Origin of the sequence: Acaricomes phytoseiuli DSM 14247, assembly GCF_000376245.1 — a bacterium.
Classification (GTDB): domain Bacteria; phylum Actinomycetota; class Actinomycetes; order Actinomycetales; family Micrococcaceae; genus Renibacterium; species Renibacterium phytoseiuli.
The window spans coordinates 48,499-61,622 of the sequence record NZ_AQXM01000062.1 but is presented as its reverse complement, the minus strand read 5'-3'; the positions used below and the strand labels follow the sequence as shown (position 1 = coordinate 61,622).

The 13,124-nt window shown below is 62.6% G+C and carries 14 protein-coding genes; 9 read left to right on the top strand and 5 right to left on the bottom strand.

The features are described 5' to 3' along the window. Positions 1-13: 13 nt before the first annotated feature. Positions 14-1,165, bottom strand: a complete 1,152-nt coding sequence (locus C501_RS0109525) for a hypothetical protein (protein WP_018135395.1) — start codon at positions 1,163-1,165, stop codon at positions 14-16. 165 nt (positions 1,166-1,330) lie between these two features. Here C501_RS0109525 and C501_RS0109515 point away from each other — a divergent pair, with 165 nt between their 5' ends. From C501_RS0109515 to C501_RS0109505, 3 genes are all read left to right on the top strand, one after another. Continuing rightward, a complete protein-coding gene (locus C501_RS0109515; RefSeq protein WP_018135393.1) occupies positions 1,331-2,047 on the top strand; it encodes a GntR family transcriptional regulator in 717 nt (238 codons plus the stop codon). A gap of 119 nt (positions 2,048-2,166) precedes the next feature. After that, entirely contained in the window at positions 2,167-3,357 is a 1,191-nt protein-coding gene (locus C501_RS0109510; protein ID WP_018135392.1) for an NAD(P)/FAD-dependent oxidoreductase, read from the top strand. A 29-nt stretch (positions 3,358-3,386) separates the two neighbouring features. Further along, a complete protein-coding gene (locus tag C501_RS0109505) occupies positions 3,387-4,808 on the top strand; it encodes an MBL fold metallo-hydrolase (RefSeq protein ID WP_018135391.1) in 1,422 nt (473 codons plus the stop codon). A 9-nt stretch (positions 4,809-4,817) separates the two neighbouring features. Here C501_RS0109505 and nadE read toward each other — a convergent pair whose 3' ends face one another. Next, the gene (gene nadE / locus C501_RS0109500) at positions 4,818-5,642 is read right to left on the bottom strand and encodes an ammonia-dependent NAD(+) synthetase (RefSeq protein WP_018135390.1); all 825 of its coding nucleotides are present in this window, start codon (positions 5,640-5,642) and stop codon (positions 4,818-4,820) included. A 103-nt stretch (positions 5,643-5,745) separates the two neighbouring features. Between nadE and pyrE the strand changes: the two genes are divergently transcribed. Then, on the top strand, positions 5,746-6,300 hold the full coding sequence (gene pyrE, locus C501_RS0109495; protein ID WP_026174796.1) for an orotate phosphoribosyltransferase: 555 nt from the start codon (positions 5,746-5,748) through the stop codon (positions 6,298-6,300). Positions 6,301-6,388: 88 nt separating this feature from the next. Here the strand turns inward: pyrE and C501_RS0109490 are convergent, their stop codons facing one another. Together C501_RS0109490 and C501_RS0109485 are read right to left on the bottom strand one after the other, a co-directional pair. Continuing rightward, on the bottom strand, positions 6,389-6,916 hold the full coding sequence (locus tag C501_RS0109490; protein ID WP_083906598.1) for a TspO/MBR family protein: 528 nt from the start codon (positions 6,914-6,916) through the stop codon (positions 6,389-6,391). 73 nt (positions 6,917-6,989) lie between these two features. Beyond that, positions 6,990-7,811: an HAD-IIA family hydrolase gene (locus C501_RS0109485; RefSeq protein WP_018135387.1), complete on the bottom strand. Its 822-nt coding sequence runs from the start codon at positions 7,809-7,811 to the stop codon at positions 6,990-6,992. Positions 7,812-8,054: 243 nt separating this feature from the next. On the opposite strand from C501_RS0109485, the gene C501_RS13620 reads away from it, so the two are divergent. The 5 genes from C501_RS13620 to C501_RS0109465 all read left to right on the top strand — a co-directional run bounded on the left by C501_RS13620 (position 8,055) and on the right by C501_RS0109465 (position 11,692). Continuing rightward, complete coding sequence (locus C501_RS13620) at positions 8,055-8,660, top strand: hypothetical protein (protein WP_156807719.1); 606 nt, start codon at positions 8,055-8,057, stop codon at positions 8,658-8,660. After that, positions 8,594-9,301 carry a lipase family protein gene (locus C501_RS13615; protein WP_083906597.1) on the top strand — a complete coding sequence of 236 codons (708 nt, stop codon included), beginning with the start codon at positions 8,594-8,596 and terminating at the stop codon, positions 9,299-9,301. Before C501_RS13620 ends, C501_RS13615 begins: the two co-directional genes overlap by 67 nt. Positions 9,302-9,402: 101 nt before the next feature. Next, complete coding sequence (locus tag C501_RS0109475) at positions 9,403-10,056, top strand: TrmH family RNA methyltransferase (RefSeq protein WP_026174794.1); 654 nt, start codon at positions 9,403-9,405, stop codon at positions 10,054-10,056. Between the two features lie 141 nt (positions 10,057-10,197). Next, entirely contained in the window at positions 10,198-11,220 is a 1,023-nt protein-coding gene (gene fbaA, locus C501_RS0109470) for a class II fructose-bisphosphate aldolase (protein WP_018135385.1), read from the top strand. 7 nt (positions 11,221-11,227) lie between these two features. Beyond that, a complete protein-coding gene (locus C501_RS0109465; protein WP_018135384.1) occupies positions 11,228-11,692 on the top strand; it encodes a DUF3151 domain-containing protein in 465 nt (154 codons plus the stop codon). Between the two features lie 108 nt (positions 11,693-11,800). Here the strand turns inward: C501_RS0109465 and C501_RS0109460 are convergent, their stop codons facing one another. Further along, positions 11,801-13,000: a low temperature requirement protein A gene (locus C501_RS0109460; protein ID WP_211206369.1), complete on the bottom strand. Its 1,200-nt coding sequence runs from the start codon at positions 12,998-13,000 to the stop codon at positions 11,801-11,803. Between the last annotated feature and the right edge of the window lie 124 nt (positions 13,001-13,124).

The window sequence follows — 13,124 nt, the reverse complement described above, 5'->3', positions numbered from 1 at the left end:
CACTGCCGGTGCGCTACTCCGTGGCTTCTGGAAGGGCGGCCCCGGCCACGATATCCGCAGGGCTCCGGCCGGCGCTCGCGTCCGCCACGAGGGCTGCGGTATTGCGGATGAACAGGACGAGCCAGCCGAAGATCAAGGCGGTGGCCGCTAGCTCCATACCGGTGAGGTTGTAATATCCCAGCGGCCAGAACAGCACTACAGCCAGGCCCACCCCGCTGAGCAGAACATAGGAGGTCAGGAAGAAGCTGCGCGGGAAATCCGGTAGCCAGAAGTGCATGCCGATCACCAGGGTCATGAAAGCAAAGATCATCCCCGTCGCCAGAAGGTTGTGCAGCGGCTGGAAGAGATCCACCGGTACGGCTCCGACGCCGGAGAGCAGCAGGCCCAGGCTGACCAGGGTCCATTGCACGGCTTTGGCCCGGGTGCGGGAATGGCCGCTGAGTTCGCTCCAGCGCCGCAGATCCCGAGTCATATACGACGCGAGTGTGGTGATGACGAGCCCGGAGATGATCAGTGTGGCGTTGAAGGCGTAGGCGGAGAGCCCGTTGGTGCTGGTGCCCAGAACGCTGAAGTTGATCTGCCACCAGCTGGTGTTCTCCGCCGTGATCATAGCGGTCAGCGCCCCGGTGACCAGGAACACCGCGAGCAGGTTGGACAGAGTGTAGGTGGTGATCCGGGCTCCGGAGAGCGCTACCGTATAGCAGCCGGCAGCGCTGCTGATGCCGACGAAGAGGCTTGCGGCGAAAGGGTCCAGGGTGAGCCCAGCGAAGGCGTTCTGAAAGATGTAGAACGCGGCTTGGGCCAGCATGAAGGCGATAGCGGCGTGTGCGAAGGCCAGTGCGGCGACATCGAGTACTCGCCGGATGAGCGCGGTCTGCCGCAGCCACTCGGAGTCGGGGAGTCGGAAAGAGAAAATATAGGACAGCGCGAAGACTATCGCGCAGATCAGTGCGGTGAAGATACTGGAGAGCTGGCCGACTGAGCCATCGCCGGAGAGTCTCGGCCTGGACCCCAGGAAGATGAAGAAGGCCACCGGTGTACTGGCGAGCATCATGAAGAGCGCTAGGGCGAAGGCCCGTGATTCGACGGTGACCGCGCTGATCTGGTGCGAGCGGGAGGGCGGTTGGCGAACTGTTCTACTCAGCTCCTGCACGGTCTTATTCACAGTGGTAGATTACCGCTGCCGAGAGCTTTGGGTTGCATGGCATCGGTTCTTCGGGCTTGGCGGCCAGTGCCGCGCTCCGCTGATTCCTGACCGGCCGCGTGGGCCCGATAAAGTATGTCATCCAGGGTGTTTCCCGGTTCTTGTTGGTTCAGCGGAAGGTCGCGCATGCCGTCAGCTTCGGCTTCTGACCGGAAGCCCGCGCTCTGGAAGAAGGTGCAGGCCAGTCTTCGTGAGCGCGTTCTGCGTGGTGAGTTCTCCTCGGGCTTTCCAGGCGAGCTCGTCCTGGCTGAGGAATACCGGGTGAGCCGCTCGACGATCCGGGCGGCGTTAGCGCCGCTGCGGCGTGAAGGCCTGGTCTCGGCGAGTCCCGGGCGGCGTTCAGAGGTCAATATCGGAGTGGGGCGCAACGTCTACGGCCCGGTGTACAGCCTTTTCGACGCCGTTCAGAAAACCGGGATGGAGCAGACCAATGTCGTCGAGGCGGCGAGGCTGGTCACAGACCCGGTAGCAGCCCGTATCCTTCAGCTGGACCCTGCCGAGGATGTGGTCTACATCGCGCGGATCCGGATGGCTGATGGCGCCCCTATCGCGGCGGATAAAGCCTGGTTCCCCGTTCAGGCGCAGGACGTGCTGGCAGCTGATCTGAGGCATATCGCGTTGTACGATGCGCTCGAGCGGTACAGCCTGCTCACGATCAGCCATGCGGAGGAGACGATGCGGGCCATTTCGCTGGACCATGAACAGGCGCAACGGCTCGATACCGTCCCGGGCGCCCCGGCGTTCTCTCTGGAGCGGATCGGGTACAGCGGTGATCGGGTCCTCGAATGGCGCAAGACGGTGGCCCGGGGGGATCGATTCAGCGTGACCACGACCTACCCCTGATGATTTCCTCGCTCTGATCCGCAGAATGCTGCGGTCTGGGGCTTCCTAATCTCATTAAATGTACGTACATTTAATGAGGAGGGCCCCCACCTCCCTGCGGATCAGAAGGAGGCGGTCAGATGTACCATCGCACGGTGATTATCGGGGGCGGCAACGCTGGTATCAGCGTTGCCGCTAGACTACGCAGAGCCGGCCAGCAGGGCATCGCCGTGATCGAGCCCGGTGATACGCACTACTACCAGCCGCTGTGGACGCTGGTCGGCGGTGGGCAGGCCGATATCGGCATAACTTCCCGGCCCCAGGCGCGCGTGATGCCGCGAGGAGTCTCCTGGATCAAGGACTCCGCGACGGGCGTCAGCCCGCAGCGGAACACCGTGCACCTGGCCAGTGGTAGAGACGTTTCCTATGATTTCCTGGTCGCCTGCCCCGGCATCTACTGCGACTGGGACGGTGTTCCTGGGCTCATGGATGCTCTGGCGACCCCCGAAGTCTCCAGCAACTATGCCTACAACCTCGCTCCGAAGACCTGGCAGATGATCAAGGGCCTGCGCGCGGGCACCGCGATCTTCACGATGCCCGCTAACCCCATCAAATGCGGGGGAGCTCCCCAGAAGATCGCCTATCTGGCCGCCGACTACTGGCGCAAAACAGGAGTCCTCCAAGACATCCGCATAGTGATGGTGCTGCCGACCCCGGCGCTCTTCGGCGTTGAGGTCTTCTCCCGGGAGCTGGAGAAAGTGGCGCGCCGATACGGGATCGAGGTCCGCCTCAGCACCGAGATGACTGCTATCGACAGCGCCTCCCGTACCATCACCGTGGAGCCCGTGGGCGGGGGCGCTCAGGAGCGCCTGCACTACGATCTGCTCCATGCCGTACCGCCGCAATCCGCTCCCGGGTGGGTGAAGCGCAGCCCGCTCGCGGATCCGGAGAACCCGTTGGGATACATCAGCGTGGACCGGAACACGCTGCAGCATACCCGTTACCCGAATGTCTTCTCGCTGGGAGACGCCTGTTCCGCGCCGAACTCCAAAACCGGGGCGGCCATCCGCAAGCAGGCCCCGGTGCTCGTGGCCAACCTCTTGGCGGCGCTTGCCGGAGGCCAGGGCGATGCTGCGTATCACGGCTATGCCTCGTGCCCGTTGGTAACTTCGCGCCGGACCATGCTGCTGGCCGAGTTCGATTACGAGTTGAATCCCGCCCCCAGCATCCCGTTCATCGATACCACCCGGGAGCGGCGGGATATGTGGCTGCTCAAACGATACGGCCTGCCCTTCATGTACTGGAACGGCATCCTCAAGGGCCGGATATGAGCTCATGATCGGAAGGGAGAAGGAATAGCGTGTTACTCGAGCGAATCTACGACTCAGACCTGGCTCAGGCCAGCTACTTCATCGGATGCCAGGGCACCGGCAAGGCGATCGTCATCGATCCGCGCCGGGACATCCGTGTCTATCAGGACCTGGCCGAGGCCCAGGCAATGACAATTGAGGCGGTCGCCGAAACCCATATCCACGCCGATTACCTGTCCGGCACGCGGGAGCTCGCTGCTGCTACGGGAGCCACTAGCTATCTTTCGGATGAAGGCGGCGAAGGCTGGCAGTACGGCTTCCCGGGCCATCGTCTCCATGACCAGGACGTCATCGATATCGGTGATCTCAGGCTCCAGGCACTGCACACTCCGGGCCACACTCCCGAGCACATGTCCTTCTTGCTCACGGACAGCGCCTTCGCGGATGAGCCCGGTTATCTCTTCACGGGGGATTTCGTGTTCGCCGGCGATCTGGGCCGCCCGGACCTGTTGGACGAGGTGGCCGGTGGGAAGAACACCCGCATTCAGGGTGCCTGGGATATCTTCTGCAGTCTGCGCGATGTCTTCCTCGCACTCCCCGATCACGTTCAGATCTATCCGGCGCACGGCGCGGGGAGTGCCTGCGGTAAAGCGCTCGGTTCGGTGCCATCATCCACGGTCGGTTATGAGCGCCGCCATGCCTGGTGGGGCAAGTTCCTCGCCGCGGATGATGAGAGGGGATTCATCGAGGAGCTGCTCGATGGCCAACCCGATGCTCATGCCTATTTTGCCCGGATGAAGACTGAGAACCGCGATGGCCCGGCGGTTCTGGGTGAGCGAGAGGTCGTTCCGTTGCTTCCTGCCGAAGTGGTCGAAACGGGCCTCGATGACGGCCGTTTCGTGCTGGTGGATACCAGAGCGCCGCAGTACGTCCGGGAGGGGACGGTGCCTGGTGCTTTGCACATCCCGCTTTCACCCAGCCCTGCGGTTCATGCTGCCTGGTCTTTCGACCCCGCCGCGGATTCGCGTGAGCTCGTGATCTTCGCCGAGGATCAGAAACAGGCGCAGCAGTTCTGGGATCATGCAGTTCGCGTGGGCGTGGACCGGGTGGCCGGCTATGTCCAAGATCTGGAGCGCTTGCCCAGCTATCGCCCGGAGACAGTAGCGCCGGAGGAGCTGGCCGAGGCGGATTACGAGCTGCTGCTCGATGTCCGTAATAAATCCGAGTACCTCCGGGGGACCATTCCCGGGGCGGTGCAGCTCAGTGCGGGGAAGGTGCTCTGGAACCAGGACAGCCTGCCCCGCGACGGCAGGATCATCAGCTTCTGCCAGAGCGGTTTGCGCAGTTCCGTAGCGGCGAGCGCGCTGCGGTCAGCGGGTTTCGATGTCGTCGAGCTCGAAGGCAGCTATGCGGGCTGGGCACAGAATATGACAGACCAGGCTATGGCCGATCAGCAGGATCCGGCCCTCTGATGGGTCGCCTCAGCCCCGCCACCAGTCATCGAGCAGAGTGACCGGAACCGTTCGCTTATGGCGGGTGGCGAGGTAGCGGGTCTCGATGGCCACTGCGGCAGCTTCGGAGACTTCCTTGCCTTCCAGGTAGTCGTCGATGTCCGAGTAGCTGAGCCCTAGTTCGTCTTCATCGGTGCGCCCGGGGTGAGCGTCCAGCAGATCCGCGGTGGGCGTTTTATTCACAATTCGATCCGGCGCGCCTAGGTACCTCAATAAAGCTTGATTCTGCCTTTTGTTCAAGGTGAACAGCGGCAGAATGTCCGCGCCTCCATCGCCGTATTTGGTAAAGAAACCGGTCACCGATTCGGCGGCATGATCCGTGCCGATCACGAGCAGGCGATGCTCCCCGGCCAGGGCGTATTGGGCGATCATCCGGGTGCGGGCCTTGATATTACCTTTGCCGAAGTCGCTCAGCGCCTTCCCGGTGGTCTGCTCATATTCGCCCTCCAGGCCGTCTACACCCGGGGCTACGTTGTAGGTCCAGATCCGGTCCGGCTGGATGAACTCCAGGGCTGCCTGGGCATCTGCTTCATCGTGCTGCACCTGGTAGGGCAGGCGGACCGCAGTGAAGCTCGCTTCGATACCGTCAGTGCGCAGCTTCTCCGCGGCAAGCTGGCCCAGGCGTCCGGCGAGCGAGGAGTCGATGCCGCCGGAGATGCCCAGGACGAAGCCCGGGGAACCGGAAGCCCGGGCGTAATCAGCCAGGAAATCAACCCGCCGGGAGACTTCTTCGGAGGGATCGATAGTGGGCCGCACGCCCATCTCGGCTAGGATCTCAGCTTGGAGTTTACGCATGTTTCCAGCCTAAGCATGAAGTTCTTCGACTGGAAAGTGGTCACGCAGAAATAGCTCAGGCAGTGCATCATTGCGGCTGGCGGAGCTGGATAGACTGGTGGCCATGACTGATGCCAGGGAACGCTTACTGACGCTCATCAAGGAACTTGCGGTGGTACACGGCAAGGTGACGCTCTCCAGCGGGGTGGAAGCCGATTACTATGTGGACCTGCGCCGGGTCACTCTGCACCATGAGGCTTCCGGTCTGGTGGGTGAGGTGGTGCTGTCCATGCTGGATGAGGCCGGTATCGATTTCCAGGCGGCAGGAGGGCTCACTTTGGGTGCGGATCCGGTGGGCACTGCGGTGATGCATGCGGCCAGGGCTCAAGGCCGAGCGGTGGATGCTTTCGTGGTGCGCAAAGAGCAGAAGTCTCACGGGATGCGCCGTCAGGTCGAGGGCCCCTCGGTTGACGGACGCTCGGTGGTGGTGCTCGAAGACACCTCGACGACCGGGGCTTCCCCGCTGCAAGCCGTTGCGGGGGTGCGCGCCGCAGGCGGTGAAGTTCAGGCGGTCGCCGTCATCGTCGATCGGGGTACCGGTGCGAAGGCGCTCATCGAAGAGCAGGCAGGGGTTCCTTACCTCGCTGCATTCTCCAAAGCAGAACTCGGCCTCGATTAACTCCGGCCCACCCCGCTGAGTGGTCGGTTGTGGCGGCTTAGATCCCCTCTAAGCCGCCACAACCGACCACTCAGCGGGGTGGTTGCAGCTAATTATGCGCCGCGGCGTATATGTTCAGACTGCTCGCGAAGACGACCCAGAGCAGATAAGGAATCAGCAGGATCGCAGCCCAACGACTGATCGAGAAGAACTGCATGATCAGGAGCACCAGGATCCCTGCCAGCAGCACGATGACCACCGCGGCAAGCCAGAGCGCTGGCGTGCCCCAGGAGGGGTAGAGGGCGAAGAACAGCGGACTCCAGATCGCATTGAGGAATAGCTGCACGCCGTATAGGCCGAATAGCGGCCGCCAGCCGCGCCTCTTGCGCCAGACGAGCCAGGCGGAGATCGCCATCAGGGTGTAGAGCAGGGTCCAAGCCGGCCCAAAGACCCAGTTGGGCGGCGACCACGGCGCGATATCCGCCGTTGCGTACCATCCGTCGATATGCGGCAGGTTCGCTGCTGCCCCGATCGTCGCGACGAGCGCCGAGAGCAGAAGGTACCCGATGAGCACCAGCAACGAACGTCCTGCAGCAGGTGCGGGAGCGGCCCCCCGGTGTTTATGCTGACGGTTCATGCGACACCTGCCTATCTGCTCTGATGGCTACTGCGATGATCCGATGCTAGTTCATTCTCGGCTCAGGTGAGGTTCATTTGAGGTAAGCCAAGAGGTCTGCCACGGAATCCAGCGTCTGATCCGGGCGGAAGGGGTAGGAGTCCACATCATCGGGTTGAGTGATTCCGCTGAGCACCAGTACGGTGTGCAGCCCGGCTTCCATCCCCGCGATGATGTCCGTATCCATCCGGTCCCCGATCATCGCGGTGCTTTCCGAATGCGCCTGGATCTGATTCATCGCGGACCGGAACATCATCGGGTTGGGCTTGCCGACTATATATGGTTCCCGGCCGGTGGCCTTGGTGATCAGCGCGGCGATGGCTCCCGTGGCCGGTAGTGGACCTTCTTTGGAGGGGCCGGTGGCATCGGGGTTCGTCGCGATGAAGCGCGCGCCATCGCCGATCAGCCGGATCGCCCGGGTGATGGCTTCGAAAGAGTAGTTCCGGGTTTCCCCGAGGACTACATAGTCAGGATCTTGATCTGTGAGGATGAAGCCTGCTTCATGCAGTGCGGTGGTCAGCCCGGCCTCGCCGATCACGTAGATTCGCCCGGGCTGGCGCTCGGGCGGCAGCTGGGACTTCAAGAACTCCGCGGTGGCCAGGGCCGAGGTCCAGATGTTCTCCTCTGGCACCTCCAGCCCTGAGGCCTTCAGCCGGGCTTGCAGATCCCGGGGCGTGTAGATCGAGTTATTGGTGAGTACCAGGAAGCGCCGCGAGGTATCCACCCAGCGCTCGATGAGTTCCTGGGCACCCGGTACGGCTTGCTGCTCGTGGACCAGAACGCCGTCCATATCGGTGAGCCAGCATTCGATGCTGTCGATTCTCTCTTGCAGGCTGAGTGCTTTCTCCTGGGTCATTTCTCCAGTCTTCCATCTTGCCCGCGACGCTTCCATCCGCCCTTCTCTCCACATGACTAGATGGCCGATTCCGGGCCGATGATCGGTTCTCGAAAGAGTCACAGCTGAAAACTCTTGCCAAGACCAAGTTACTCTCGAGTAAGTTATATATGTGACCCGCATCACGGACGATGCGGATCTGAGGAAATCGATGTTTCAGACCTACAGCGCGGAAAATCTAAGCGAAAATCTAACGATGGAGTGATGATGAAAATTAGACACCGCATTGTCGGCGCTGCTGTCGCCGCCGCACTCACCAGCGCAATGTTCATGCCCACGGCCGCCGCGAATGCGGCGGGTGATTTTTATACGATTCCTCAGCAGCTGCCGTCCCAGAACGGAGCGCTGATCAAGCAGGAGCCCTCCAGCTTCTATCTGGAACCTCTTAAGATCACGCCCGTACCTGACGAAGTGCGCAGGGTCATGTACAAGAGCACCGATACCCAGGGCAAGCCGATGGCTGTGACCGGAACGGTGATGATGCCCCGGACTCCTTGGCTCGGCGTCAACGTCAACCAGCCCTGGAAGAAGACCCAGCGGCCGCTTGTCGTGATGTCCCCGGGCACTAAAGGCAATGGTGATCAGTGCGCGCCATCGAAACGCCTGGCCACTGGCGAGGATTATGAAGGGCTCATCATCAAAGGTCTGCTAGCCGCGGGCTACGCGGTGGCGATCCCGGATTATGAAGGCGTGGGCACCGCACCGGAGGCCACGTATATGGCCCGGGTGGCTACGGTAATGCGGTGCTCGATGTTGCCCGTGACGCGCAGAAAACCGGGTTGTCTGGGCTATCCAGTAGCACGCCGGTGATGCTGGCCGGTTACTCGCAGGGTGGTGAAGCCACTGCTGCAGCATCGGAACTGGCGGCGAGTTACACACCTGAGCTGAATGTCTTGGGCGCCTATGCCGGGGCGGTGCCGGCGGATCTCGGGGCGGTCGCCAAATTCCTGGACGGTGGCTTCTACAACGCCTTCCTGATGAGCGCGGTCTCCGGAGTGACCAACGCTTACAACATCGACATCAGTGAATACGCGAATGCTGCCGGCATGGCCGCTTTGGCGAAGAACAATTCGCTGTGCACTCTGTCCCAGATCCCGCAAGCGGCTTTCCAGGACACGTCTAAGTACACGAAGTCCGGCCAGAAGCTGAGCCAGCTCATCGCTTCTACTCCGGAGTTGCGGAAGATCGTGGACGAGCAGACCATCGGCAGAATGGCACCGAAGAAGTTCCCGGTGCTGATCGCGCAGAGCGAGCTGGACGATGTGATTCCCGCGGGGCAGGCTCGCGATTTCGCCCGGCAGTGGTGTCAGGGCGGGGCCACTGTGCAGTATGCGTCTTCTCTGACCTCCACCCATGTCGCTGCAGCAGTGAGGTTCCAGCCGGAGATGTTCAGCTTCCTCTCCGCCAGAGCGGCAGGATTGCCGTCGATCAATAATTGCGGCGGGTTCTGATCTGTCACTGCTGAGCTGCCGGGAGGGCTCGGGGGTGCTGCGGCAGCCTCAAGCCCTCCTGTTGCCGGTACAGTTGACGGGTGGACGAGGAGCATGACCCGTTGAGCCGTCGCGATGGAGTTGCCCCGGAGGCCGCTGCAGCCGCAGAGCTTCCCGGGGTAGGCCCTTGGCCCGGTACCTGGCCCTCCGGCGAGCACTGGGACCAGGAACTGCTCGCCGGAGGGGACCGCCGCAACGTGGTGGACGAGTTCCGCTATTGGAAGCACGAGGCCATTGTCTCGGCCCTGGCCGAACGGCGGCATGAATTCCATATCGCGATCGAGAACTGGCAGCACGACCTCAATATCGGCTCCATCGTGCGCACGGCCAACGCTTTCCTGGTGAAGGAAGTGCACATCATCGGCAGAAAACGGTGGAACCGCCGCGGCGCCATGGTGACTGACCGCTACCAGAGCATCCGCCACCATCCTGATTTTGCAGAATTTTCAGCCTGGAGTGCGGCGGAGCAGCTTCCCGTGATCGGCATCGACAACTTCCCCGATTCGGTGCCTTTGGAGACTTACGATCTACCCAGGCGCTGCGTGCTGCTCTTCGGCCAGGAGGGCACCGGGCTGACCCCCGAAGCGCATCAAGCAGCTCGAGCGACGCTTTCCATTGCGCAATTCGGCTCCACTCGTTCGATGAATGCCGCCGCAGCGGGTGCGATCGCGATGCACGCTTGGATTCGCAGGCACGCTTTCGATCAGTCAGTCTGAGCCATAATCTGAGCAGTTCACCGGGGCGCTTCGCGGCGGCCCGGCATGTTCTTCCGAGCGCGTCAGCGGCTGTCATGGCTAGGATGGTCTGGAAAGATCTGGCCGTGCGCCACACCGTCAACGCAAGTGACAGGAGCAGATATGCCCATCGCCACACCGGAACAGTATGCCGATATGATCGACCGCGCGAAGTCGGGCGGATTCGCCTACCCTGCGCTGAACGTCACGTCATCACAGACCCTCAACGCAGCGTTGCAGGGCTTGGCTGATGCCGGTTCGGACGGCATCCTGCAGGTCTCCACCGGCGGTGCCGCCTACTGGTCCGGCGCCAAGGTCAAGGACATGGTCGCCGGTTCGCTCGCCTTCGCCGCTTTCGCCCGGGAGGTCGCTAAGAACTATGCCGTGACAGTTGCCCTGCACACGGACCACTGCCCCAAGGACAAGCTCGACGGCTTCGTGCTGCCGCTTCTGGAGGCCTCTGAAGCCGAAGTCAAAGCAGGCCGCAACCCACTGTTCAACTCGCATATGTGGGATGGTTCCGCGGAGACCCTTGAAGAGAACCTGCGCGTCGCAAGGGAACTGCTGGCCCGTACCGCCGCCGCGAAAATGATGCTCGAAGTGGAGATCGGCATCGTGGGCGGCGAGGAAGACGGCGTCGCCAACGAGATCAACGACAAGCTCTATTCCTCGGTGGAAGACGGCCTGGCCACGGTCGAGGCCCTCGGCTCCGGGGAGAACGGCCGCTACCTCACCGCGCTGACCTTCGGCAATGTGCACGGTGTGTATAAGCCCGGCAACGTCAAGCTGCGCCCGGAGATCCTCCAGGAGATCCAGCAGCAGGTGGGCTCCAAGCTCGGTAAAGACCGGCCCTTCGACCTGGTGTTCCACGGCGGCTCCGGTTCCTCCGCGCAGGAGATCGCGGATGCGGTGAGCTACGGGGTGATCAAGATGAACATCGACACCGACACCCAATACGCCTTCACCCGCCCGGTGGCCGGCCATATGTTCAACAAGTATGACGGTGTCCTCAAGATCGACGGCGAAGTGGGCAATAAGAAGGATTACGACCCCCGGGTCTGGGGCGCCGCGGCAGAGGCCGGAATGGCCGAGCGCATCGTGCTGGCGGCCCAGGAGCTGGGTTCTGCCGGTAAGAGCCAGGGCTGAAAGCATCATGACGGAGCAAGCTCCTGAGCAGCCCCGGAAGAATCTGCTGGCCCAGAGCATTCCCACCGGCCCCGCGGTCACGCTACTGCCCGCGGAGCCGGAGTTGGAAATGCGGTTCGCCGCGGGGGAGGAGGTTGCGGATATCGCTGCCGCTTTCCCGACCAGCTCACTGCCCTGGGCGATCCTGGCTGAGGAAGCCTATGCTGAGGGCCGGGTCATCGAAGCGTACGCCTACGCCAGGACGGGGTATCACCGCGGCCTGGACGCGCTGCGCCGTCATGGCTGGCGCGGTGTCGGCCCGATTCCCTGGTCGCATGAGCCGAATCGCGGTTTCCTGCGGGCCTTGTACACCCTGGGGCTCGCCGCGGGGTCCATCAGCGAGGCCGATGAGGCGCAGCGTATCTCCGCGTTCCTGAATGACTCCGACCCGCAGGCCTTGGCCGAGCTGGGCAAGATCCACCCCGGGCGCTAGTTGTCGCCGACTGATTCAGCCGGAGGAGCGAACCGGATGAACAGAGGGCCGGGCCGGCAGCGTTCGCTGCCGGCCCGGCCCTCTATCGACTTCTGCCGCCGAGTTTTCTCAGGTGGCGAGTGCTGCGGCTTCGGCTTTCGCGCGGACGCTCAGCATCACCACCAGCAGCACCAGGAGTGCCGCGGTGATCTGCAAGGAATACGGTGCGAAGACGCTCAGCACGATGAGCACGGCGATGGCCGGCATCACGATGTTCACCGCACCGCTTGTCTGGGGGCGGATGATGAGTACCCAGACCATGAAGACATACAGGGCCACCGGCACGCAGAGTGCGGCTGCGGCCCGTGCCGCTTCTAGCCCGGAGGCATGGGTCTCCACGGCCAGGGCCACTTCGATGCCGGCGGATACCGCGGCTGCGGCTGCGAAGATGAAGAAATGCCCGTAGCCCCAGGCCATGCCGGTGCGCAGATTCGTGATCAGCTCGTGCTGCGGCAGTGCGAAATAGATCCACCACATCGCGGCCACGATCACCAGGCCGGTCACCGCCACCAGGATCAGGTTGTCCATCAGCTCCGGTTGCTCGGCGGCTTCTTTGGCGGCTTCGATCACGGCGTTCGTGGAGGCGAGCACGGATTCGCCGAGCACGATGATGGTGAAGAGCCCGTACCGCTCCGTGATGTGGTGCCGGTGCCATGCGGTGGGCTGGTTCCGTTCGGCGAGCAGCGGCACCATGAGTTCTAGTGCGACGCCCACCAGGAACAGCCCCGCCATCATCGAAGCCGGTGCGAAGAGGGCGAAGAGCACCCAGTAGACCTGGGCGATGGCGATGCCGACGGCGTAGTAGAGCGCGGTGGTGCGGCTCTGCGGGTCACTGATTGCAGCGCGCAGCCATTGGGTGATCATGGCGACCCGCATGATGACGTAGCCGGTGATCACGAGCGTGAAGTCCGGCTGCTCCGGGTCGGAGAGTCCGGGGATGCCCGCTGCGAGAGTCAGTGCTCCACCCATTTGCACTACGGTCAGCAGGCGGTAGAACCAGTCATCGGTGTCGTAGGAAGTGGCGAACCAGGTGAAGTTCATCCAGGCCCACCAGATGGCGAAGAACGCCATGAAGTACCCGGCGAGGCCGATCCCGAAATTCCCCGAGGATTCCAGGCTGAACAGCCCCGCACTGGCTTTGGAGACCGCGACTACGAAGACGAGGTCGAAGAACAGCTCCAGCGGGCTGGCCGTGCGATGCGGCTCTCTGGGATCCCGCCGGATCATCCTGGGCAACACCCCTAAGGTGTTCTGGCCTGCGCTGCTCATTCGTCCCCTTGAGAAAATAGGCAGAAAGTATTGCCGCCCGTGCCCCGGGCAGTCGAGATTTGTATTCAAGCATAGTCCCTCTGCCGAGTTGAATTATCTGCGATATGAACCATGTCGGCTAAAC

Excerpts from the sequence above, each read along its gene's own strand:
- C501_RS0109515 (WP_018135393.1), top strand. The coding sequence starts at position 1,331 with ATGCCGTCAGCTTCGGCTTCTGACCGGAAGCCCGCGCTCTGGAAGAAG.
- C501_RS0109510 (WP_018135392.1), top strand. The coding sequence starts at position 2,167 with ATGTACCATCGCACGGTGATTATCGGGGGCGGCAACGCTGGTATCAGC.
- nadE (WP_018135390.1), bottom strand. The coding sequence starts at position 5,642 with ATGCGTAAACTCCAAGCTGAGATCCTAGCCGAGATGGGCGTGCGGCCC.
- pyrE (WP_026174796.1), top strand. The coding sequence starts at position 5,746 with ATGACTGATGCCAGGGAACGCTTACTGACGCTCATCAAGGAACTTGCG.
- C501_RS0109490 (WP_083906598.1), bottom strand. The coding sequence starts at position 6,916 with ATGAACCGTCAGCATAAACACCGGGGGGCCGCTCCCGCACCTGCTGCA.
- C501_RS0109485 (WP_018135387.1), bottom strand. The coding sequence starts at position 7,811 with ATGACCCAGGAGAAAGCACTCAGCCTGCAAGAGAGAATCGACAGCATC.
- C501_RS13620 (WP_156807719.1), top strand. The coding sequence starts at position 8,055 with ATGATGAAAATTAGACACCGCATTGTCGGCGCTGCTGTCGCCGCCGCA.
- fbaA (WP_018135385.1), top strand. The coding sequence starts at position 10,198 with ATGCCCATCGCCACACCGGAACAGTATGCCGATATGATCGACCGCGCG.
- C501_RS0109465 (WP_018135384.1), top strand. The coding sequence starts at position 11,228 with ATGACGGAGCAAGCTCCTGAGCAGCCCCGGAAGAATCTGCTGGCCCAG.
- C501_RS0109460 (WP_211206369.1), bottom strand. The coding sequence starts at position 13,000 with ATGAGCAGCGCAGGCCAGAACACCTTAGGGGTGTTGCCCAGGATGATC.